The organism is Cryobacterium zongtaii (assembly GCF_002909375.1).
Taxonomy (GTDB): domain Bacteria; phylum Actinomycetota; class Actinomycetes; order Actinomycetales; family Microbacteriaceae; genus Cryobacterium; species Cryobacterium zongtaii.
This window is the reverse complement of record NZ_PPXD01000018.1, coordinates 60,836-79,723: the sequence shown is the minus strand read 5'-3', so window position 1 is coordinate 79,723 and position 18,888 is coordinate 60,836. Positions and strand designations below refer to the sequence as shown.

The window sequence follows — 18,888 nt, the reverse complement described above, 5'->3', positions numbered from 1 at the left end:
AGGGTGTCAACGCTAAGAAGCTACCGCGTTCCCCTGCACCTTCGCCCGATTCATCGGCAGCGTCGCCGCGGCGGATAGTGTGTGTTGCATGCCGACCCCCCTGAGCCTGACAATCGTGCCGGGCATCAACGACTCCAACGAGAAGCACTGGCAGTCCCGCTGGCAGGCGACACAGACGGATGCCGTGCGCATCCGCCCGGCCTCGTGGGACGAGCCTGACCTCGAGAACTGGATCGCCGCCGTGGACGCGGCCGTCACCACGCCGGACACGATCCTGGTGGCGCACAGCCTGGGCTGCCTGGCCGCCGCGGCCTGGCTGGCGCAGAACCCCGGCCGCGTGCGCGGCGCCCTGCTGGTGGCGCCGCCGGATCGGTTCGGAGCCGGGTTCCCGCAGGCGGCGCCGAGCTTCCGTTCGGCCGAACCGGTCCTGCTCGGCGTCCCCGCCCTGGTGATCGCCAGTGCTGACGACCCGTATTGCGCTCTCGGCACCGCCCGTAACCTGGCGGCCGCATGGGGCGCCGGCTTCGTCGAAGTGGGCAACGCCGGGCACCTCAACGCGGCCAGCAAGCTCGGCGCCCGGCCGGCCGGCCGGGCCATTCTGGACGAGTTCGCCCACAGCCTGGCGGGAATGGTGCGCTGATGACCGACCCGGATGTGCTCACCCGCCAGACCGTCGACCTGCTGCGCGATCTCATCCGCAACGCCTGCGTGAACGACGGCACCGCCGACTCCGGCGGCGAGATCCGCAGCGTGCGCACCCTCGAGGGGTTCTTCGCCGGCTCCGGGCTCGAGCTCGAGGTGGTGGAACCGCACCCCGGCCGGGCATCGCTGATCGCCCGCCTCCGCGGCACCGACAAGACCGCCCCGTCGCTCGCACTGGTCGGTCACACCGATGTCGTACCGGTGGACCTGGACGGCTGGAGCCGCGACCCGTTCACCGCCGAGCTCGTCGACGGCGAGATCTGGGGCCGGGGCGCCCTGGACATGCTCTACCTCACGGCCAGCTACGCCGTCGTGATCCGCGATCTCGCCATGGGCCCGTTCCGGCCGCGCGGGGACCTGGTCTTCGCGGCCGTCGCCGACGAGGAGAGCGGCAGCCGGCACGGAGTGGGCTGGCTCACCGAGCACCGCCTCGACCTCATCGACGCCGACTTTGTGCTCACCGAATCCGGCGGCGCGCCCGTGGGCGTGCGGCCGTCGATCACCACCACGGTGGGGGAGAAGGGCATTGCCGGCCGACGCCTGGTCGTGCACGGCACCCCCGGCCACGGCTCGGCGCCCTGGGGCGCCCGCAACGCCGCCGTGATCGCCGCCGAGGCTGTGAGCCGGTTGGCCCGGTTCGAAGCGCCGGTGCAGATCACCGCGGACTGGCGGCACTACGTGTCGGTGCTCGGCCTTCCCGCCGAGCTGGCCGAGCGGCTCACCGACCCGGCCCGCATCGACGACGCCGTGCACGAGCTGGGCACCCTGGCCGGCTTCGCTCACGCCTCAAGCCACACCACCATCTCGCCCAACATCGTGCGCGCAGGCACCAAGGAAAACGTCATCCCGTCGCTGGCCACCGTCGACCTCGATATCCGGGTGCTGCCCGGCACAGACGCCGGCCACGTGGACGCCTATCTGCGCCACGCCCTCGGCGAGCTGATGGTCGACATCGACATCGTCGGCGACAGGTTCGAGGCCGCCACCCGCTCCTCGGTGGACACCCCGCTGTTCGCCGCGCTGAGCTCTGCGGTCGCCCGCGCCTACCCGAACGCCGACCTGCTGCCGGTGCTCAGCGTCGGCGGCTCCGACGCCCGGTTCTACCGGCGCCGCGGCATCCCCGCCTACGGCTTCGGCCTGCTCAGCCCGCGCTGGGACTACGGCACCTTCCGGATGCTGTTCCACGGCAACGACGAACGCATCGACGTGGCCTCGATCGCCCTCACCGTCGCCGCCCTCGACTTCACAGTGCGGGAGGTGCTCGGATGACCACCCGTGTCGACACCCTGGTGCTCGGCGGCGGCGCCATGGGCTCAGCGGCCGCCTGGGAGCTGTCCCGCCGCGGCCGCGAGGTGACCCTGCTGGAACGCTTCGACCGGGGGCACACCACCGGCGCCTCGCACGGCGCCTCCCGCAACTTCAACCTCAGCTACTCCGACCCCACCTACGTGGCCATGCTGGTAGAGGCGCTGCGGCTCTGGCGGGAGCTCGAGGACGACGCCGACACCACGCTGCTCGAGCAGGTGGGCCTGGTCAACCACGGCCAGGGTCAACCGTTCGCGGCGGTGCACGCGGCCCTCACCTCGGTGGGGTTCGACCCCGAACTGCTGGCCGTCGACGCCGCGCGAGAACGCTGGCCGGGCATCCGCTTCGACACCGAGGTGCTCTACACGCCGGAGGCCGGCCGCCTGAACGCGGATGCGTCGGTCGACGCACTGCAGAGCGCTGCGGCCGCCCACGGCGCGCGCATCGAGCACGGAATGCCGGCCACCCGGCTCACGGTGATCGGCGATGACAGGGTGCTGGTAGACACCGACACCGAACAGTTCGAGGCCAAACGGGTGATCGTCACGCTCGGCGCCTGGACCGACACCCTGCTCGCCGGGCTGCTGCCGTTGCCGCGCCTAGTGGTCACCCAGGAGCAGCCGGCGCACTTCGCCGTGCTCGACACCAGCTTCACCTGGCCGGGCTTCAATCACGGCTACTGGCCCGGCACGCCCGGTTACGAGTACTGGCGGTCCCCGGTCTACGGCATGCACACACCGGGGGAGGGCATCAAGGCCGGCTGGCACGGCGTGGGCCCCGTCGTCGACCCCGACCGCCGGGACTTCACCGCCGAGCCCGAGCAGCTGCTGGCCCTGCGCCGTTACGCCCGCGAATGGCTGCCCGGCGCCGACCCCGACGACTTCGCCGCGATCAGCTGCACCTACACGACCACGCCGGACTCGAACTTCGTGCTCGACCGGCGCGGCCCGGTGATCGTGGGCGCCGGCTTCTCCGGCCACGGTTTCAAGTTCACCCCCACTGTCGGCCGGATCCTCGCCGACCTGACGGTCGACGTGCCCGCCCCGCCCCTGTTCGCGCTCGGGCGGTAGGGCGCAGGCGATTCGGATTAACCGTTGTAGTTCTTGACAGATTCGCGGATGGCTCCGGCGTGCAGGTAGATGTCGTCGAGCGAGCTGATGGCGTGTCGGGTCTCGACTTTGTCCTTGTCGAAGACACCGAGGTACTTCTGCTTCACCCCGTTGAAATGCAGCCGGGCAATCGGCTTGCGGTTGTTGTCGTCGAGTAGCACGGCGAAGTAAGACTTCGCGTCGCGGTGCATGACGCGTTGTGGCTTGACTTCGCTGCAGGCGATGGCCTTGACAATCTGATATCCCTCGAGCTCTTCAAGAGTCGTTTCGATCTCAGTATCCCTGTCGAGGTCTTCGGCGGTTACGGGCTGGCTAGTCAGGCCTGCAGCCTCCGCGGAGACGGGAAGTGGTGAGAACGCCGATGATCCGAGTGCGGTCTTGAGCCGGTCGTTGACTTGGTCGTTCAGGAACTGTTTGGTCGCCTTGGTCACCAGGGAAGTGAACTGCTCGCGCACCTTCTGCGTGAACGCTCCGTCGTATACGCGCGTGGTGAAGAATCTGACCCACTCGTCTTGCGGCTCCTTGAATTGGGCAGCAATGGTTCGCTTGATCTGGCCGATGTACTTGAGCTCCTCGGCGGCATTGATGATCGAGTCAAGGTCGAAAACGTCCTTCGTGAGCTTGCGTAGCTCCGGGAGCAGGGTCTCGTCGATGTCGAGCAGGTCTAGAACCAGGAACGGCTTGTCGTCCATCCGGTTGGGAGCATCCAGGTCCGTGTAGAACTGGTAGGTCTCGCCGTTGGTGAGCACGGCGATGCGCGCGTTGGTGACAGCGAAATAGCGGAACAGCTGGGAAGCGTGTTCGATTTTCAGCGCTTCCTTGGACTTCTTGCACTCGATGAGTATCTGCACTTCACCGTCGCGCATGATCGCGTAGTCGACCTTTTCGCCCTTCTTCACCCCAACGTCCGCGGTGAATTCGGGGACAACCTCAAGAGGGTTGAAGACGTCGTATCCGAGGATGGTGGAGATGAACGGCATGATGAAGGCGTTCTTAGTGGCTTCTTCGGTTTGGATCGCTTCTCGCTGGTTCCGTACCTTGAGTGCCAGCGCCGCGAGCAATTCTGCAAATTCCATGGTTCTCCCCATTAAGTCCAAGTAATTCCGACGATAGCGGCAGGCCATCGGCCGATGGCCGGGTATCGCGGCGCCTGCCCCTAAGTGGGGAGCCCAGTGAGGGGGCCATGCGGTGGACAGAGCAGCGAGATGGCACTGACGGCCGCCTGAGTCGCCCGCAAGGTGCTCCAACTGTCATCTCGCGGCGGGAGGTTGCGGCGAGTTGCCACTTTCGGCCCCCTGCGGGTCACGCCGGGGGCGCCAACTGGCAACTCGGCCTCGGCGCGACCTAGAAGCGGCCGCCACCGCCCCGCCGGCCGCGGGTGCCGCTGCCGCCGAAGCTGCCGGGGCGTCCGCCACCGCCGAAGCCGCCGCCACTGCTGCGCCGACCGCCACCGCCCATCCCTCCGAAGCCGCCACCGCCGCCACCGCCACCGAACATGCCGCCGCCCCCACCGCCGCCGCCGAGGATCTGGCCGATCAGGATGCCGCCGAGCACGGCTCCCATCGAGCCGTTGCTGCCGCCGCGCCGGCTGGCCCCGCCACCGCCGAAGAAGTCGCCGAAGTCATCGTCATTGGTCGAGAAACTGTCCACGTCGCGCAGGGCCATGGCCGTCGCCTCCGCGGCCAGCGAGCCGGCCCGCTGGGACACGGCCAGCGCGGCGGCCGGGTCACTGGCAACGAGGGAGTCGGCCTGCGCGGTCAACCGGCCGGCCTCCGCCAGGCGGGTGCGCGCCTCGGCGCCGACCGCACCGCGCCGGGCCGTGATGAAGTCCTCCGCCGCCGACACCTGACTGCGCGCGGACTGCAGGCTCTGGGCCAACGCCGCCTGCAGGCGCTGCGCCTGCAACTGGGCGTTGCGCACCCCCTGCAGCGCGGCATCCATGGCGGCATTGGCGGCCTCGAGGGTGCGCAGCAGCTCGATCGGGTTGATGGGCGGCGCGGCCAGGCTGGCGCGCACCTCGGCCAGCGTCTGCTCGGTGCGGGCGATCACCCCGGGAACCGCGGCCGACGCCTCGCCCGCAGCGGGCAGCGAGCGGGCGGCGACCAGATCGGTGTCGAGGTCGGCGAGCATCGCAGGGATGCCGGCCTCCGCCCGCTGCAGGTCGGCGGCCAGCCTGTCGACGGCGTCGACCAACAGTTTGGCCTGGTCGATGGCCTCCTCAGCCGCGCGGATGTCCACGGCCGCGGCGCCCGGTTCGCCGGCGGCGAGCTGGGTGCGGGCTTCGGCCAGCGCGTTGATGGCGAAGGTGAGCCGTTCGGCGGCCTGCTCGGGGTTGTCGGCGACGGTGTCGATCGCGGCGGGGGCGTACCGAGTGGCGAGTTCCGCCACCCGGGCCTCGGCCTGGTCGAGGAGGGCATCGACGGCAGCCAGCTCGGTGTCGAGCTCGGCCGCGGCGGCCGGGGCGTTAGCCTCCAGCTGGCGCAACTCGTCGAAGGCGGCGGCCTGCTCGTCGAGGGCACGGTTGGCCTCGGCGCACAGAGCGATAATCTGGCGGAACCAGGCCCGCACCTGCTCCTCGGTGTCGGGTTCGGCGTCGTCGAGGCGCTGCTGCAAAGTGAACGCCTGACTGAGCTTGCCGGCCGCGCCGCTCACGGCGGCCTGGAAGGGTTCCGCGGCGGCAGCCCCGTACGAGGCGAGCGCGAAGCCCACCTCTTGGCCGCTGGTCTTGATGGCGTCGTCAGTCTCGATCAGCGCGCTCGACGCCTCCCGTTTCAGCTCGGCCGTCGGCACCTCGTCAGTGGGCTTGCCCTGGCCGGTGACGGGGGCGGTGCCGCGCCGCCGCAGCACCACGATCACGATCGCGACGATGCCACCAACCACGGCGAGCACCAGCAACACGGCGATCCAGAGCGGAAAACCGCCGCCGGAGCCGCCGGAACTCGGGCTGGCCTCGCCAGGAGTGATGACGGGGGCGCTGAGGGGCTCGCCGGCCACACTCTGCTCCATGGCTGCGGCACCGTTGATGGCGGCGCCGGCCCAATCGTTCTCCCGCAGCGACGGTTCGATGGCGGTGTTCTGCACCTCGGCGAGCTGGGCCTCGTCGAGCACGAAGTCGGTGGCGACCGACAGCTGGTACTGCCGGTCATCCGTGGCCACGGCCAGCAGCACATCGTTGTCGCCGAACCCGTTGTCCACGGCGGTCTGGTCGGCCCAGGTCGACGTGTCGTCCACCCCGTCGAAGCTCGACACGTAGGCCACGAACAGGTCGATCTGGGTGCCGGCGAAGAGCTCATCGAGGGCGGCGACCACCTCGGGCTCCCGGTCGCCGAGCGCTCCGACGGTGTCGACGATGTGACTCTGATCGAACGTCACCGGGTCATCCGCCCTGGCGGGTTGCGGTTCGCCGACTCCTACCCCGAGCACGGCGAGGACGGCCCCGAGCAGCACGGCCGCGCCTATCCGGGGGAGTGCCGGTCGTATGCGCGTACGGCTGGGCTGCATGGATGATCTCCCTCGGATGCGGTGACGTGTCGAGCATAGAACCCCCGGCACTGTTGCGCCCTGTTACCGCGAACCGGATGCCGATGGCGCGGCTCAGGCACACTGGAACCCGCACCATCCGCACCCCACCACCCGATCCCGTCACGGAGGCGAGTCATGACCACCACCCAGCTCGCCACCATGACCGCCCTGCCCGCGCCGTCGCTGCCCGAACGGCCCACCCTCGCCGTCATCGAGGTCACCCGCAGCCGGCCCGATCGCCCGGAGTACCACGCCAAGGTGCAGACCCTCAACGCCACGGTCGTCGACGCCGGCACCGACGGCGGCTGGACCGTCGTACGCCTGGCCGCCGCCGACCTCGACGCCCCCGCGCTGCTGGACCTCACCGACTCGGCCGATGCCGTCGTGATCGTCGGCGGCGAAGACATCGACCCGCGCTTCTACGGTGCACGGGCCGGCTACCCGGGCGAGACGCCGCACTTCATCGACGCCGACGAGGGCCAGATCGCGCTCGTGCAGCGCGCCGCCGACCGGGGCACACCGGTGCTCGGCATCTGCCGCGGACTGCAGATCATCAACGTCGCCCTCGGTGGCGACCTCGTCCAGCACATCGACGACGGCATCCACCGCAACATCGGCGTGCCCATCGACGAGATTCTCTCCACCCACGCCGTCGTCCTCCGCTCCACCAGCACCCTCGCCGCGGCGCTCGGCGACACCCGCATCTCGGTGCAGAGCGCCCACCACCAGAGCGTCGGCCGGCTCGGCGCCGGCCTCACTCCCGTGGCGACCGCCCCCGACGGTCTGGTCGAGGCCGTCGAGCACCGCACCCTCCCGATCACCGGCGTGCAGTGGCACCCCGAGGCACCGGATGCGCCCGCCAGCCAGCTGCCCCTGCTGCTGGCGTCCCTCTATCGGGCGGTCGCCGCCGCCGAGGTCGCCGAGGCCGCCTAATCCGCTCGCGAGCTGAGACTTGACCCCCGAAAACCGGCGGTTTCTGGTGCTTAGCTCACAGTTCGCGGGGTGAGGCGGGCCAGGAACGCGGGGATATCCAGCTCATGTTCGAAGGGCTCGCCGATCGTCGTGGCGTCGTAGTAGAGCCCGTCGGCCAGAAGCATCGTGGCCCGGGCCAGGTCGGGGTCGCGCAGATCCTCGTTGAGGATGTCGAAGTAGCGTCGCCGCATGTCCACGATCACGGCGTGGGCGCGCGGGTTGCGGCGGGCCAGGGATCCGCCGGCCAGGGTCGCCCGGTCCAGCGGGCTGTTCACGTACTCAGCCATCGCCACGTAGGACGCGGCGGCGCCGGCCGGGGCGGCGCGCATCCGTTCGTATTCGGCGTCGGCCAGCCTCTCGAGCCGGTCGATGAGCGCCGTCTCGAGGCCGTCGCGGGAACCGAAGTGGTAGAGCAGCCCGCCTTTGGTGACGCCGGCTGCACGGGCGACGGCGTCCAGCGATGCGCCGGACCCGCTGGTGTCGATGAGCAGTTCCTGGAACGCGGTGAGGATGCTCTCGCGGGCGCTGTCGCGGTGTTGGGCCATGACCGCAACTTTACTGTACTTGGTGGTATAGTCTAAATCTGCTGTACCCGATGGTGCAGTAAAACTCGCCGTTCCCCGGAGCCCCGAATCTTCAGCCAGGTAGACATGAGCACCACAGACGACATCCGCACCTCCGACCTCTCCACCGCCGTACCCCGCGCCGGCCGCCGCGAATGGGCGGGCCTGGTGCTGCTGATGCTGCCGGTGCTGTTGATCTCGGTGGACAACACCGTGCTCAGCTTCGCCCTGCCGGCTATCAGCCTGGACCTGCGCCCGAGCAGCACGACTCTGCTCTGGATCGTCGACATCTACCCCTTGGTGCTCGCCGGGCTGCTGGTGGCCATGGGCACCCTCGGCGACAGGGTCGGCCGCCGCAGGCTGCTGCTGATCGGCGCGACCGGGTTCGGCGTGGTTTCGGCCCTGGCCGCGTTCGCGCCCACCGCCGAGATGCTCATCGTGGCCCGCGCGGTGATGGGCTTCTTCGGCGCCATGATCATGCCCTCCACGCTGTCGCTGCTGCGCAGCCTGTTCCTGGATGCCCGTCAGCGCACTCTGGCGATCGCGGTGTGGGCCGGCGCCTTCGCGGCCGGCTCCAGCCTCGGCCCCATCGTCGGCGGCGTGGTGCTCCAGCACTTCCACTGGGGTGCGGTGTTCCTCATCGCGGTACCGTTCCTGCTGCCGCTCGTCGCCCTCGCCGGGGTGCTCATCCCCGAGTCGAAGGACCCGGCGCCGCTCCGCATCGACGTGTTCAGCGTGGCCCTGTCGCTGCTCACCCTCGCCCCGCTGGTCTTCGCGATCAAGACCCTCACCCACGACGGTGTCGGGGTGCTCGGTGTCGGCGCGCTGCTGCTGGGCCTGCTGGCCGGGGCGATGTTCCTGCGCCGCCAGCTGCGGATCGACAACCCGCTGCTGGACCTCACCCTGTTCCAGCACGCCCCGTTCGCCGGGTCGGTGCTGGCCAACTTCCTCGCCGTGTTCAGCCTGGTCGGCTTCCTGTTCTTCGTGTCGCAGCACCTGCAGCTGGTGCTCGGCCTCGACCCACTCGCCGCCGGCCTGCTGCTGTTGCCCGGGGCCGTGTTGTCGGTCGTGGCCGGCCTGGCCTCGGCCTACGTGGTGCGGCGGGTGCCGCCGCGCCTGGTGATCGTGGGCGGCATCCTGCTCTCCGCGGTGGGCTTCGGCCTGATCGTGCTGCTGCGGGAGAACCTCACCGCCGGCGTCGTGGTTCTGGCCTTCGGCATCCTTTCGGTGGGCGTCGGCGCGGCGGAGACGATCTCCAACGACACCATCCTCAGCTCGGTGCCGCCGGACAAGGCCGGTGCCGCGGCCGGGGTCTCCGAGACCGCCTACGAGCTGGGTGCCGTGCTCGGCACGGCCGTGCTCGGCGCGATCCTCGCGGCGTCCTACCGGGCCAGCGTGGTGCTGCCCGACGGGCTCGGCCGGGGCGCGGCCGCCCAGGCCGGCGAGACCCTCGGTGGTGCGCTCGGCGTGGCCGGCGAGCTGCCCGCCGCCGACGCTCACGCGCTCACCGAATCGGCCAAGGCCGCGTTCGACAGCGGGGTGGGTGTCACGTCGATCATTGCCGTGGTGCTGATGCTGATCGCCGCGGTGGCGGTGCAGCTGAGCATGCGCACCCGCCGTCCCCGCGGCTAGGGGTCGCCGGATGCGTGCTGTGCCGCCGTGCCGTACCGTGCTCGCCGCCCCTCGCGCTCAACCGGCCGCCGGACGATACTCGGGGAATGACGGCAACCGGCACGCACCGCATCCAGGCCCCCCATCGAAACCCGACGCCCACCCGCACCGGATCAGAAAGAACCTTGATCGTGCTGGAGGCCGCCACCGGCGTGACCGCGCTGGCCGGCGGGGTGCTGCTGATGCTGGCCCCTGACGGTTCGCTCCTGATGGCCGATTCCGCGGCCCTCGAGGGCACCGCGTTCGAGACCTGGCTGCTGCCCGGCGCCGCCCTGGCGTTGTTAGTTGGGCTCGGTTTCGTGGTCACCGCCGTCTGGCAGTGGCGCCGCGGCCCCTACGCCCGCCTACTCTCGCTGGCCGCCGGAGTGGGCCTGGTGCTCTTCGAGATCGTGCAGTTCTCGCTGATCGGCTTCCACCCGCTGCAGGTCGTGTTCGGCATCGTCGGTCTGGTCACGGCCGTGCTGGCCTGGCGACTGCCGGCCGCCCGGCACGGCACGGCCGGCGGAGGGCGCTAGCTCGACGCCCGGAACCCGCGCAGGCGCAGGCTGTTGGTGACCACGAACACCGACGACAGTGCCATCGCCGCGCCCGCGATGAGCGGGTTGAGCAGACCGAGCGCGGCGAGCGGGATCGCGGCCACGTTGTAGGCGAACGCCCAGAACAGGTTGGCCTTGATGGTGCCCAGGGTGCGCCGCGAGAGCCGGATCGCGTCGACCACGGCGAGCAGGTCGGCCCGCACGAGGGTGATGTCGCTGGCCTCGATGGCCACGTCGGTGCCGGTACCCATCGCGATGCCGAGGTCGGCGGCGGCCAGAGCCGCGGCGTCGTTCACCCCGTCCCCGACCATCGCCACAACGTGGCCGGCGGCTTGCAGGGCACGCACCCGTTCCACCTTCTCCGCGGGCAGCACTCCCGCGAAGACCTCGCCGATTCCCACCTGGTCGGCCACGGAACGTGCCACGGTGGGATTGTCCCCGGTGAGCAGCACCGGGCTGAGGCCCAGGGCCACCAGCTGTGCGACGGCCGCGGCGCTGGAGGGCTTGACCTCGTCGGCGACGGTCAGGATGCCCCGGGCCTCGCCATCCCAAGCCACGACCACGGCCGTCTGGCCGGCACCCTCGACGGTGTCGAGCGTGGCTTGCAGATCGTTCGGCAGGGTGATCTGCCACTCGTGGGCGAGCCAGCGTGGCCGCCCCACGAGCACCAGGTGCCCGTCGACGACGGCCTGCACGCCGAAGCCCTGCGCCGAGGCGAAGTCGGTGGCCGCCGGCAGCACGCCGACCCGAGCTGCGGCTCCGGTCACGACGGCAACGCCGATCGGATGCTCGGAGCCGGCCTCGGCCGCGCCCGCGAACCGCAGGAGTTCGGTCTCGCCGGCGTCGGCGGACACCGCCGCCGTGACGTGCACGCCGAGCAGCGACATTCGCCCCGTCGTGACGGTGCCGGTCTTGTCAAGCACGATGGTGTCCACCTGGCGGGTGGACTCCAGAATCTGCGGCCCGCGGATGAGGATGCCCAGCTGGGCGCCCCGGCCGGTGCCCACCAGCAACGCCGTGGGAGTGGCCAGGCCCAACGCGCACGGGCAGGCGATGATCAGGGTGGCCACGGCGGCTGTGAAGGCCTGCTCGGCGCTGGCGCCGAGAGCCAACCAGGTGGCCAGTGTGCCTAGCGCGATGACGAATACGATGGGCACGAACACCGCCGACACCCTGTCGGCGAGCCGCTGCACCGGCGCCTTGCCGGTCTGGGCCTGCTCGACCAGGCGGCCGATGCGGGCCAGTTCGGTGTCGGCGCCGACCCGGGTGGCGCGCACCGTGAGACGGCCGCCGGCGTTGACCGTGGCACCCACCACGGTGTCGCCCTGGCCCACCTCCACGGGCACGGTCTCGCCGGTGAGCAGGCTGGTGTCGATGGCCGAGGCGCCGTCGACGACGATGCCGTCGGTGGCGACCTTCTCGCCGGGGCGTACCACGAACACGTCGCCGACGACGAGTTCGGCTATCGGGATGCGCTGTTCCAGCGTTCCGCGGAGCACCGCGACGTCCTTGGCGCCCAGGTTCACCAGCGCCGTCAGGGCCGCGCCGGAGCGGGTCTTGGCGCGGGCCTCGACGTAGCGCCCGGCGAGGATGAACACGGTCACGGCGGCGGCGACCTCGAGGTAGATCTCGGCGGACCCTGACCCCGTCATGCTCAGGTCCATCTGCATGGTCATGCCGGCCATTCCGGCATCGCCGAGGAACAGGGCATAGAGCGACCAGCCGAACGCGGCGAGCACACCCACGCTGATCAGGGTGTCCATGCTCGCGGCACCGTGCCGGGCGTTCAGTGCGGCGGCACGGTGGAACGGCCAGGCGCCCCAGACGGCCACCGGGGCGGCAAGCGTGAGCGCAAGCCACTGCCAGTTGGTGAACTGCAGGGCCGGCACCATCGAGAGCACCGCCACCGGGATCGCCAGGATCGTCGAGATCAGCAGGCGTTGGCGGAGGGCGAGGGTGTCGGCATCCAGCTCGATCAGCTCGGCGGCCGGGGCGGCGACGGGCGGTGCGGGCAGCCGCGCCGTGTAGCCGGTGGCCACGATCGTGGCGATGGCGTCGTCGATGCTGGTGCCCTGCGGCAGGCGCACGGTGGCCTTGTCGGTGGCGTAGTTCACGGTGGCCACCACGCCGGGCAGCCGGTTGAGCTTCTTCTCGATGCGGGCGGCGCAGGACGCGCAGGTCATGCCGCCGACCACGAGGTCGACGGGCTCGTTCACGCGGCGGCGCCCGCGGTGGTCTGCAGTTCGTAGCCGGCCTCGTCGATGGCGGCGCGGATGTCGGACCGAGCGGGGGCGGTTGCGCTCGTGACGTGCACGGTGCTGGCGGCGCCTACGGCGAGGTCAACGGTCACCGCGCTGACCCCCGGCACCAGGGACACCTCTTCGATGACACTGGCGACGCAGTGGCCGCAGGTCATGCCGGTGACGAGGTAGTCGGTGACGGTTTCTGTCTGAGCCATGATGCGAACCTTCTCTTACGATACGGATGTTGCGTACGGATGTTGCGGAATGGGGATACCCCCTATGGGTACTCTAGCGCACCATCGTGATACCGTGAGGGGGTATAAGGTCAGCCGACAGCCAGGAGCGCACAATGACGACCGCAGACCACCCCGCAGACCACACCCACGACGGCCCGCACGGCTACATCTCCAACAAGGACGACTACCTCAAGCGCCTGCGCCGTATCGAGGGCCAGGCCCGCGGGCTGCAGGGCATGGTCACCGACGACAAGTACTGCATCGACATCCTCACCCAGGTCTCGGCCATGACCAGCGCCCTGCAGTCGGTGGCCCTGGGCCTGCTCAACGACCACCTCAGCCACTGCGTCGTCGACGCCGTGGCCGTCGGCGGCGACGAGGCCCAGGCCAAGCTCAAGGAAGCCGGCGACGCCATCGCCCGGCTCGTGCGTTCGTAACGCCCAGTCAATATGCTGTGCGCATGACGGATGCGGGCGGCTTCAGACTCCACCGGCGCATGAGCGCCCGCGACACCGGCGAGGCACACCGGGCGGCGAGCCCGCTCGAGCTGCTCTTCGACCTCACCTTCGTCGTTGCGGTGGCTCAGCTTGTGGTGCAGCTCGCGCACGGCATCGAGGGCGGCCACGGCTTCGAAGAGGTCGGCCCGTTCCTGATGGTGTTCTTCGCCATTTGGTGGGCCTGGATGAACTTCACCTGGTTCGCGTCGGCCTACGACACCGACGATGTGCCCTACCGGCTGCTCACCATGCTGCAGATGGGTGGGGTACTCGTGCTCGCCGCCGGGGTGCCCGCAGCGTTCACCGAGCAGGACTTTCGCGCGATCACGCTGGGCTACCTCATCATGCGCATCGGCCTGGTGGCCCAGTGGCTGCGCGCCGGCTTCGAGCATCCGGCGAGCCGGGTGACGGCCTGGCGATATGCGGCGGGGGTCAGCCTCGTGCAACTGGGCTGGCTGGCCCGGTTGGCCCTGCCTGAAGAGGTCGGCGTGCTCTCGTTCCTCGTCTTCGCGGCGCTCGACCTGGCCGTGCCGCTCTGGGCGGAACGCACCGGCATGACCTTCTGGCACCCGCACCACATCAGTGAGCGATACGGCTTGTTCACCATCATCCTGCTCGGCGAGAGCGTGCTGGCGGCCACCTATGGCGTCCAGGACGCCCTGAGCGAGGGCGGCGTGAGTGGCGACCTGGTTCTCGTGTCCGCTGCGGCACTGGTGACACTGTTCGCGATCTGGTGGCTCTACTTCCTCGAGCCCGCGGGGGAGGGGCTCTCCGTCAAACGCAGCCGCTCCTTCCTGTGGGGGTACGGCCACTACAGCGTGTTCGCCGCGCTCGCGGCCCTCGGTGCCGGACTCGAGGTGGCGGTGGCCGAGGCCGGGCATCACCTGGAGGTGTCACCGGTGGCGCTGGGCTATGCGGTGGCCCTGCCGGCGGGCGTCTTCCTGGTGCTGCTGTGGGCCGTGCACGCGGTGCTGGTGTCCAGGTCGCAGATCCAGCCCCTGGTGATCCTGCCCGCGGCGGCGCTGGTACTGCTGGTGCCGCTGCTCGCCTCGGTCACGGGAGTCACCGTGGTGGTGGTCCTGGTCGCGACAGTCTGCGTGCTCGTCGTAGCAATCACCCTGGCCGACCGGGCGCGCCGGTCCCGGTCGGCCGCCGAGGCCGGTCAGTCCTTCGGCACCCAGTAGCCCACCGCCCCCAGCAGCCGGGTCTCCCGGTCCGCATCTTCGGGCACCGGCACCGCGGGCGGGAACACCCCCATTTCTCGGAAACCGTCGATCTGCGGGCCGATGACCTCCTCGAGGGTCTCCACCAACGCGGCCGGCAACGCGAAGTCCCAGCCGAGGTGGCGGGCGATGGACCAGGCCTGGAACGCCCGGTAGATGCTGATGTGCTCGAGATACTCCCGAAGAGTGAAGTCGCCATAGCTCAGGTGCACGACCTTCTCCGGGTTGAGGTCTTCCTGCACGGCCGCGGTGGCCGTGTCGTTGAGCCGGTCGTAGGCGGCGATCGGGTCGTCGCCGAGCAGGTCGCCGTCGTAGGTGCCGCCGGCATCCTCGATTGTTCTGCCGAGCAGCACATCGGGCACCCAGGCCTCGTCGCGGGCGTGCGCGGCCACAACGTCGCGTACGGTGGGGTTTGACGTCACCGCCCAGTCGGCCGGTGCGGGCCGCATCAGCTCGTCAGGGGTGATCCGGTCGATGACGGAGCGCAACGCGGCATCCGCCTGGAGGAAGAGCTCTCTCTGCTTCATGGGGGCACGCTAACACCTACCGCCGACCAGGCGGAGACCCGCCCGAATCGTCGGCGGCAGCCGCACTGAAATAAGGTCTGGATGTGCTCGTGCCCGTAATGCCCACCGAAGCCACCGATGCGATGGTGTCGTTTCTCGACCCGGTCGCCCGCAAGAACCTCGGCATCGCCGTCGCGCTCGCCGGCACGGTGTTCCTGGCCCTCGGCGCTCAGCTGCAGCACCGAGGCGTGGGCAAAACTTCCAGGATGCGCCCCGGCGACCAGCAGAAGATGAGTATCGGCCAGCTGCTGGCCCTGTTGCGACGACCGTCCTGGCTGCTCGGCACGCTCCTGCTGGGCTTCGCCATTTTGCTGCAGCTGACCAGCCTCGGCCTGGCTCCGCTGCTCGTTGTGCAGCCGCTCGGGGTCGCCGCCCTGGTGCTGTCCACCGTGGTGGACTCCCGGCTCGCGCACACCAGGCTTGACGGAACCGTGTTGCGCTCGGTGGCCCTGTCCGTGGGCGGCATCGTGATCTTCGTCTCCATCGCTGCCGTGTACGCCACCGATCGGCCCATCCAGCCGCCCCAGGTGGTGATCATCCTGATTCTGCTCGGCGTCGTCCTGATCGTCTGCGGCCTGATCTTCACGCTGCTCCGCGCCCGCCTCACCGCCGTGGCCTACGTGCTCGGTGCCGGGGTGCTCTACGCCTTCGTCGCCACCCTGGCCAAACTCACCATCACCCAGCTGGTGGCCGGCGACCTGTCGCTGCTCACCCTGCTGTGTGTCGGCGGCATTCTCACGGCGGCGGTCGTGGGCGGTGTGTTCGTGCAGGTCGCGTACTCCACGGGTCCGCCCAACCTGGTGATCGCCGGTCTCACGGTGGTGGATCCCTTGGTGGCGGTCGGCATCGGCATCGTCGTGCTCGGTGAGGCGTCCGAGGCCCCGCCGTACGCCCTGATCGCCTTTGTCATCGCCGGCGCGATCGCGGCCTACGGTGTTGTCGGGCTCTCCAGGCACCGCCCGCAGTCCACGCTGGCAATCGCCTCCGAAAGCGGGCCCGAAACACGGAGGCCCCCCAGACAACGTCGGTAGCATCATCCTGATGTCAACCGTTCACTCGAAAACCAGGACCGCCGGTCGGTATTTCGTCGTCGCCGGGTTCCTGGCCATTGCTCTCTCCGGGTGCGCGGCATCCGGCGCGGCCCAGACCAGCGCCGTGACGCCGGCCGAGCCCGGCGACTCCGCGGATGCGACACCAGATTCGTCGGTCGACCCCGCCGTCGCCATGCCCACGGGCTGTCCCGCCACGGCCGAGTCGATGCCGGCCGAGGCGGTCAGCGCTGAGATCGCCGACGTCGACGGCGACGGCGAGAACGACACCGAGTGGTACGACGAGACGACCTCGCCGTTCACCTTCGGCATCAGCACGGCCTCCGGCGCCACCGTCACCCTCGCCGACGACCTGGCCGGCCCCGGCGGGCACAACGGCTGGACGGCGACACTGCACAATGGTGTGGTCGTGACGGTGCTCGACGACAGCCGCAGCGCCACCCTGCACGCGCTGGTGGACTGCGAGTTCGTGACCCCCATCGGTGTGGACGCCCGGCCGTACACCTTCGACATGCAGAACACCCACGACAACGGCACCGGGGTGGGATGCCTCGACGTCGAAGGCGGTGTCGAGTTGAACGGTCTCCAGGTCACCCAAAACCGCGACGACAGCTATTCCCTGATGGCCACGGGCATCACGGTGTCGACAGACGGGCTCACCGCCATCAATGGATACACCGCCGTGTCGGGCGCCCTGCCAGAGGACGACCCTCGAGTCGCCGAGGCGCAGACCTCTTCCTGCGGCGGAGCCCCGGTGGTCAGCACCAGCGGACGCTAGCTAGCCGGCGCTCAACGGCCGCGTTCATACAGGCTCAGATTGAGGGTCTCCCCGGCCCGCGCCATTCCATAGCCTCGCATCGGGTTCAGCCAGAGAATGTCGTGCTCGGTGATGCCGAACCGGATGGCGATGGTCTCCAGCGCGTCGAGGGGTGCCACGACGTAGGCCGACGGGTTGCCGGCGCTGTCGTAGTGCACCTCGCCCCTGGCCAGGTCCCCAGCGCCGGCGTCCGTCACGGTCAGGTCGGGGTCTTGGTCGGGCAGAGTCCAGGTGAGCGGGGCAGTGGCCAGCGCACGACCGAGAGTGCCGATGCCGTCGACCCGTTCCCAGATCACGGCCGTGCGCATCCAGCTGGGGTCCGTGGTCACCATCTCGGTGTCGTAGCCGAGGTCGAAGGTCTGCGTCGTGGCCGTGGTGACCTCGCTGTCGCCCAGGTAGCTCGTCGCGACCCTGAAGTCACCGCTGGTCGCGTTGCCGTCGACGGCATTCAGCTCGAGGATGGTGGTGTTCGCCACCGGGCCGACGTCGAGGTCGAGCAGGCTCACCATCAACCGACCGTTGTGCGTGGACACCTCGATCGTGCCCTGCACCTCGGGGCGGGGCGCGGTGGTGCCGCTACCGTCGACGAACCCTGTGAAGGTGCCCGTCGCGACGACGATGCCGGGGGCCAGGCCGCGCCGATCGGCAGCGGCGCCGGGCGTGGGAGTGGCGGTCGGCTCGCGCATACCGACTGCCGTGCATCCGCTCAACATCGCCACGGTCAGCAGCGCAGCCGCGACCCGGCCTGTTTTGATCGTCATCATCAACCCCCGCTGCAATCTAGCAGCGCACCCGCCGCGAATTGCGCAGATCATCGACACCTGAAATCGTAGGTACCGGGGAATGTGAGAGACGGCAGCACGCTGGGGGGAGCGCGATCATGCAACGTGAGAAGAGGGCTGGCCGGTCGATCGACGACTGCGTCAGTGAGTCCACGTCATCGTCGGCGGTGCTCGTGCGCCTCCTGCCCGACTACGCCGGCACGGTGCTCTGGTGCCCGCACCCCGTCGTGTACGCTGCCACGCAGCTCGATGCCGCCCTGGTCACCGATCTGATCCGCTGGGAGATCGACTACTACGACGCGCTGACCGAGGACTTCGGCTGGCGCACCCCGGAGCTGGCCGCCGAGTTCACCGCCACCGGCATCCGCCTGGCGATGCGGTTGGCCGTGCAGCTTGGGTCGGGTTTCGACATCGAGTTCGCATCCTACGAGGCCGGGGTGGCCACCCGCCGCTTCCGCAGCGAGTGCCCGGCCGACAACCCGCGTGCCACCGCGGCGTTCACCCTGATGGCCCGGAGCGCCGCGTGACGCTGCGGCTGCCCGTTGTGCCCGGCGACGGCGTCACCCTCCGTGCCTTCAGGGCCACGGATGCGCCGCTGATCCAAGAGGCATCGGGGGACGAGCTGATTCCGCTGATCACCAGCGTGCCTGCCACCAATGATCACGCTGCCGCGCTGGCCTTCATCGACCGGCAGCACGAACGGTCCCGCACCGGGGAGGGCTACTCGTTCGCCATCGCCGATCCGGCCGACCGGGCCGTCGGCCAGATCGGACTCTGGCCGCGCGCCGACCCCGGCTCCGCCAGCGTGGGCTACTGGATCCGCCCCACCGCTCGCCGTCAGGGCCACGCGGCCGCGGCGCTCGGAGCGCTGGTCGACTGGGCCGGCACCCTGCCGGCGCTGGCGCGGCTCGAACTCTACGTGGAGCCCTGGAACATGGGCTCCGCCCGCACCGCCGAGCGCGCCGGTTTCGAGCGCGCCGAGCTGATGCCGGCCTGGCGGTCTGTGGGCGGAACACCCCGGGACATGGTGCGGTATGCACTCCTGCTGCACTGACTTCAACAGCGCGGTAGCCTGAGCCCCAACGGCGAGAGATT

19 protein-coding genes are annotated in these 18,888 nt (G+C 69.9%); 12 read left to right on the top strand and 7 right to left on the bottom strand.

Annotated elements, in window-relative coordinates:
• The first annotated feature begins 88 nt into the window (after positions 1 to 88).
• From C3B61_RS11755 to C3B61_RS11745, 3 genes are read left to right on the top strand one after another with little or no spacing between them, the layout of a single operon-like run.
• Complete coding sequence (locus C3B61_RS11755; RefSeq protein ID WP_208858812.1) at positions 89 to 640, top strand: RBBP9/YdeN family alpha/beta hydrolase; 552 nt, start codon at positions 89 to 91, stop codon at positions 638 to 640.
• Positions 640 to 1,971: a M20/M25/M40 family metallo-hydrolase gene (locus C3B61_RS11750; RefSeq protein ID WP_103460814.1), complete on the top strand. Its 1,332-nt coding sequence runs from the start codon at positions 640 to 642 to the stop codon at positions 1,969 to 1,971. The genes C3B61_RS11755 and C3B61_RS11750 overlap by 1 nt, the downstream gene beginning before the upstream one ends.
• Positions 1,968 to 3,077 (top strand): FAD-dependent oxidoreductase, encoded by a 1,110-nt coding sequence (locus C3B61_RS11745; protein ID WP_103460812.1) that lies wholly within the window; start codon positions 1,968 to 1,970, stop codon positions 3,075 to 3,077. Before C3B61_RS11750 ends, C3B61_RS11745 begins: the two co-directional genes overlap by 4 nt.
• Positions 3,078 to 3,094: 17 nt before the next feature.
• Here the strand turns inward: C3B61_RS11745 and C3B61_RS11740 are convergent, their stop codons facing one another.
• Both C3B61_RS11740 and C3B61_RS11735 read right to left on the bottom strand, forming a co-directional pair.
• Positions 3,095 to 4,192, bottom strand: coding sequence for a type I restriction endonuclease (locus C3B61_RS11740; RefSeq protein ID WP_103460810.1), 1,098 nt, complete (start codon positions 4,190 to 4,192; stop codon positions 3,095 to 3,097).
• 268 nt (positions 4,193 to 4,460) lie between these two features.
• Positions 4,461 to 6,563, bottom strand: coding sequence for a TPM domain-containing protein (locus tag C3B61_RS11735; protein ID WP_208858811.1), 2,103 nt, complete (start codon positions 6,561 to 6,563; stop codon positions 4,461 to 4,463).
• 210 nt (positions 6,564 to 6,773) lie between these two features.
• On the opposite strand from C3B61_RS11735, the gene C3B61_RS11730 reads away from it, so the two are divergent.
• Positions 6,774 to 7,571, top strand: coding sequence for a gamma-glutamyl-gamma-aminobutyrate hydrolase family protein (locus C3B61_RS11730; protein ID WP_241983625.1), 798 nt, complete (start codon positions 6,774 to 6,776; stop codon positions 7,569 to 7,571).
• Between the two features lie 50 nt (positions 7,572 to 7,621).
• Here the strand turns inward: C3B61_RS11730 and C3B61_RS11725 are convergent, their stop codons facing one another.
• Complete coding sequence (locus C3B61_RS11725; RefSeq protein WP_103460807.1) at positions 7,622 to 8,155, bottom strand: TetR/AcrR family transcriptional regulator; 534 nt, start codon at positions 8,153 to 8,155, stop codon at positions 7,622 to 7,624.
• Positions 8,156 to 8,260: 105 nt separating this feature from the next.
• Between C3B61_RS11725 and C3B61_RS11720 the strand changes: the two genes are divergently transcribed.
• Positions 8,261 to 9,805, top strand: coding sequence for an MFS transporter (locus C3B61_RS11720; RefSeq protein WP_103460804.1), 1,545 nt, complete (start codon positions 8,261 to 8,263; stop codon positions 9,803 to 9,805).
• An 86-nt stretch (positions 9,806 to 9,891) separates the two neighbouring features.
• Positions 9,892 to 10,359: a hypothetical protein gene (locus C3B61_RS11715; RefSeq protein ID WP_133159810.1), complete on the top strand. Its 468-nt coding sequence runs from the start codon at positions 9,892 to 9,894 to the stop codon at positions 10,357 to 10,359.
• Here the strand turns inward: C3B61_RS11715 and C3B61_RS11710 are convergent.
• Complete coding sequence (locus tag C3B61_RS11710; protein WP_103460916.1) at positions 10,356 to 12,563, bottom strand: heavy metal translocating P-type ATPase; 2,208 nt, start codon at positions 12,561 to 12,563, stop codon at positions 10,356 to 10,358. The two genes, C3B61_RS11715 and C3B61_RS11710, sit on opposite strands and share 4 nt — an antisense overlap.
• Before the next feature lie 29 nt (positions 12,564 to 12,592).
• The gene (locus tag C3B61_RS11705) at positions 12,593 to 12,838 is read right to left on the bottom strand and encodes a heavy-metal-associated domain-containing protein (RefSeq protein WP_103460800.1); all 246 of its coding nucleotides are present in this window, start codon (positions 12,836 to 12,838) and stop codon (positions 12,593 to 12,595) included.
• 134 nt (positions 12,839 to 12,972) lie between these two features.
• On the opposite strand from C3B61_RS11705, the gene C3B61_RS11700 reads away from it, so the two are divergent.
• Both C3B61_RS11700 and C3B61_RS11695 read left to right on the top strand, forming a co-directional pair.
• Entirely contained in the window at positions 12,973 to 13,296 is a 324-nt protein-coding gene (locus C3B61_RS11700) for a metal-sensitive transcriptional regulator (RefSeq protein ID WP_088455381.1), read from the top strand.
• A 23-nt stretch (positions 13,297 to 13,319) separates the two neighbouring features.
• Positions 13,320 to 14,540, top strand: coding sequence for a low temperature requirement protein A (locus C3B61_RS11695; RefSeq protein WP_103460798.1), 1,221 nt, complete (start codon positions 13,320 to 13,322; stop codon positions 14,538 to 14,540).
• Here C3B61_RS11695 and C3B61_RS11690 read toward each other — a convergent pair.
• Entirely contained in the window at positions 14,519 to 15,106 is a 588-nt protein-coding gene (locus C3B61_RS11690) for a DinB family protein (RefSeq protein WP_103460796.1), read from the bottom strand. The two genes, C3B61_RS11695 and C3B61_RS11690, sit on opposite strands and share 22 nt — an antisense overlap.
• Positions 15,107 to 15,189: 83 nt before the next feature.
• Between C3B61_RS11690 and C3B61_RS11685 the strand changes: the two genes are divergently transcribed.
• Together C3B61_RS11685 and C3B61_RS11680 are read left to right on the top strand one after the other, a co-directional pair.
• Positions 15,190 to 16,176 (top strand): DMT family transporter, encoded by a 987-nt coding sequence (locus C3B61_RS11685; RefSeq protein WP_241990376.1) that lies wholly within the window; start codon positions 15,190 to 15,192, stop codon positions 16,174 to 16,176.
• 10 nt (positions 16,177 to 16,186) lie between these two features.
• Positions 16,187 to 16,972, top strand: a complete 786-nt coding sequence (locus tag C3B61_RS11680) for a hypothetical protein (protein WP_103460791.1) — start codon at positions 16,187 to 16,189, stop codon at positions 16,970 to 16,972.
• An 11-nt stretch (positions 16,973 to 16,983) separates the two neighbouring features.
• On the opposite strand, the gene C3B61_RS11675 is transcribed toward C3B61_RS11680, so the two are convergent.
• Positions 16,984 to 17,772 (bottom strand): LysM peptidoglycan-binding domain-containing protein, encoded by a 789-nt coding sequence (locus C3B61_RS11675; protein ID WP_133160289.1) that lies wholly within the window; start codon positions 17,770 to 17,772, stop codon positions 16,984 to 16,986.
• Between the two features lie 119 nt (positions 17,773 to 17,891).
• Here C3B61_RS11675 and C3B61_RS11670 point away from each other — a divergent pair, with 119 nt between their 5' ends.
• On the top strand, positions 17,892 to 18,320 hold the full coding sequence (locus tag C3B61_RS11670) for a hypothetical protein (protein WP_103460786.1): 429 nt from the start codon (positions 17,892 to 17,894) through the stop codon (positions 18,318 to 18,320).
• The gene (locus C3B61_RS11665; RefSeq protein ID WP_103460784.1) at positions 18,317 to 18,847 is read left to right on the top strand and encodes a GNAT family N-acetyltransferase; all 531 of its coding nucleotides are present in this window, start codon (positions 18,317 to 18,319) and stop codon (positions 18,845 to 18,847) included. The genes C3B61_RS11670 and C3B61_RS11665 overlap by 4 nt, the downstream gene beginning before the upstream one ends.
• Positions 18,848 to 18,888 lie beyond the last annotated feature (41 nt).

What these genes read in the sequence shown, in the direction of transcription:
- C3B61_RS11755 (WP_208858812.1), top strand. Translation starts at nt 89, where the DNA reads ATGCCGACCCCCCTGAGCCTGACAATCGTGCCGGGCATCAACGACTCC.
- C3B61_RS11730 (WP_241983625.1), top strand. Translation starts at nt 6,774, where the DNA reads ATGACCACCACCCAGCTCGCCACCATGACCGCCCTGCCCGCGCCGTCG.
- C3B61_RS11725 (WP_103460807.1), bottom strand. Translation starts at nt 8,155, where the DNA reads ATGGCCCAACACCGCGACAGCGCCCGCGAGAGCATCCTCACCGCGTTC.
- C3B61_RS11720 (WP_103460804.1), top strand. Translation starts at nt 8,261, where the DNA reads ATGAGCACCACAGACGACATCCGCACCTCCGACCTCTCCACCGCCGTA.
- C3B61_RS11695 (WP_103460798.1), top strand. Translation starts at nt 13,320, where the DNA reads ATGACGGATGCGGGCGGCTTCAGACTCCACCGGCGCATGAGCGCCCGC.
- C3B61_RS11670 (WP_103460786.1), top strand. Translation starts at nt 17,892, where the DNA reads ATGCAACGTGAGAAGAGGGCTGGCCGGTCGATCGACGACTGCGTCAGT.
- C3B61_RS11745 (WP_103460812.1), top strand. Translation starts at nt 1,968, where the DNA reads ATGACCACCCGTGTCGACACCCTGGTGCTCGGCGGCGGCGCCATGGGC.
- C3B61_RS11750 (WP_103460814.1), top strand. Translation starts at nt 640, where the DNA reads ATGACCGACCCGGATGTGCTCACCCGCCAGACCGTCGACCTGCTGCGC.
- C3B61_RS11700 (WP_088455381.1), top strand. Translation starts at nt 12,973, where the DNA reads ATGACGACCGCAGACCACCCCGCAGACCACACCCACGACGGCCCGCAC.
- C3B61_RS11690 (WP_103460796.1), bottom strand. Translation starts at nt 15,106, where the DNA reads ATGAAGCAGAGAGAGCTCTTCCTCCAGGCGGATGCCGCGTTGCGCTCC.
- C3B61_RS11675 (WP_133160289.1), bottom strand. Translation starts at nt 17,772, where the DNA reads ATGACGATCAAAACAGGCCGGGTCGCGGCTGCGCTGCTGACCGTGGCG.
- C3B61_RS11715 (WP_133159810.1), top strand. Translation starts at nt 9,892, where the DNA reads ATGACGGCAACCGGCACGCACCGCATCCAGGCCCCCCATCGAAACCCG.
- C3B61_RS11740 (WP_103460810.1), bottom strand. Translation starts at nt 4,192, where the DNA reads ATGGAATTTGCAGAATTGCTCGCGGCGCTGGCACTCAAGGTACGGAAC.
- C3B61_RS11705 (WP_103460800.1), bottom strand. Translation starts at nt 12,838, where the DNA reads ATGGCTCAGACAGAAACCGTCACCGACTACCTCGTCACCGGCATGACC.
- C3B61_RS11710 (WP_103460916.1), bottom strand. Translation starts at nt 12,563, where the DNA reads ATGACCTGCGCGTCCTGCGCCGCCCGCATCGAGAAGAAGCTCAACCGG.
- C3B61_RS11680 (WP_103460791.1), top strand. Translation starts at nt 16,187, where the DNA reads ATGTCAACCGTTCACTCGAAAACCAGGACCGCCGGTCGGTATTTCGTC.